The organism is Clostridium mediterraneense (assembly GCF_900091705.1).
Lineage (GTDB): Bacteria > Bacillota > Clostridia > Clostridiales > Clostridiaceae > Sarcina > Sarcina mediterraneense.
Genome location: NZ_LT594785.1, coordinates 41,718 through 42,691 on the forward strand (window position 1 = coordinate 41,718; position 974 = coordinate 42,691).

The following is a 974-nucleotide window of genomic DNA, read 5'->3' on the forward strand; positions in this document are numbered from 1 at the left end:
CTATTGTATAAACAATTGTTTGATTATCTGTGCTTTGAACAGTTGGAACTTCATTTTGTGAAACAACTTTTCCGTTAACAGTTATTTTTGTAATTTGATATCCCTTTGGAAGTTCTGGAATTACTGTATCAACTTTAGTTCCAGCAAGGTTTACAGTTGTTTTGTTTACTACTACTGGTTTTCCGTCTGGATAAACTTCTGAAACTGTAGTACTTGGATCTTTAGCAATATGATAAACAATATTTTGATCATCATTTGTAAACTTGCTTGGTACACCAGCTTCTACTGTTTTACCGTTATTTGTTACACTTACAATATGGTATCCTTCTGGTATTTTAGGAGCTTTAAGTCCTGTTTCTGTTCCAGAAACTCCAGTTACTGAAACTTCAGGTACTACTGGTTGATTATCTTCATCAACTACCTTTACAGTATCTGTTGAAACCTTTCCTATTGTGTAAACAATTGTTTGATTATCTGCACTTTGTACTGTTGGAACTTCATTTTGCGAAACTTCTTTTCCATTTACAGTAATCTTAATTACTTTATAGCCTTCTGGAAGCTCTGGAAGACCTGTTTCTACCTTAGTTCCTTGAAGATTTACTGTTGTTTTATCCGGAACAACGTTTGTACCGTCTTGATATTTTTCTTCAACCGTTGTTGTTGGATTTTTTGCAACAATAACTTCTATATGATCATCAACTTCTTGATTTTGATTATCTGATAAAGTATTAGGTAATTCATATTTTCCATTACTATCTGGAGTAATCACTTTATTATCAACTGTTACCTTTACAATATGATAATCCTTTGGAATTTCAGGCATTTGAACATTTACCTTAGCTCCAGGTGCCCCACTTGCTACTTCATGGCTTGGAGTTAAAACAGTTCCTGATTCAGTTTTAACATCAATATAAACTTTATCTGTAATATCTTTTTCTACATGATAAATTGTTGTATTATCACTATTTCCAAAT

At 32.3% G+C, this 974-nt stretch carries 1 protein-coding gene; it reads right to left on the reverse strand.

Translation table 11 applies throughout. The features are described 5' to 3' along the window. A partial coding sequence (locus BN8917_RS14315) for a mucin-binding protein (protein ID WP_159426721.1) occupies positions 1 to 974 on the reverse strand: 974 nt, incomplete at both ends.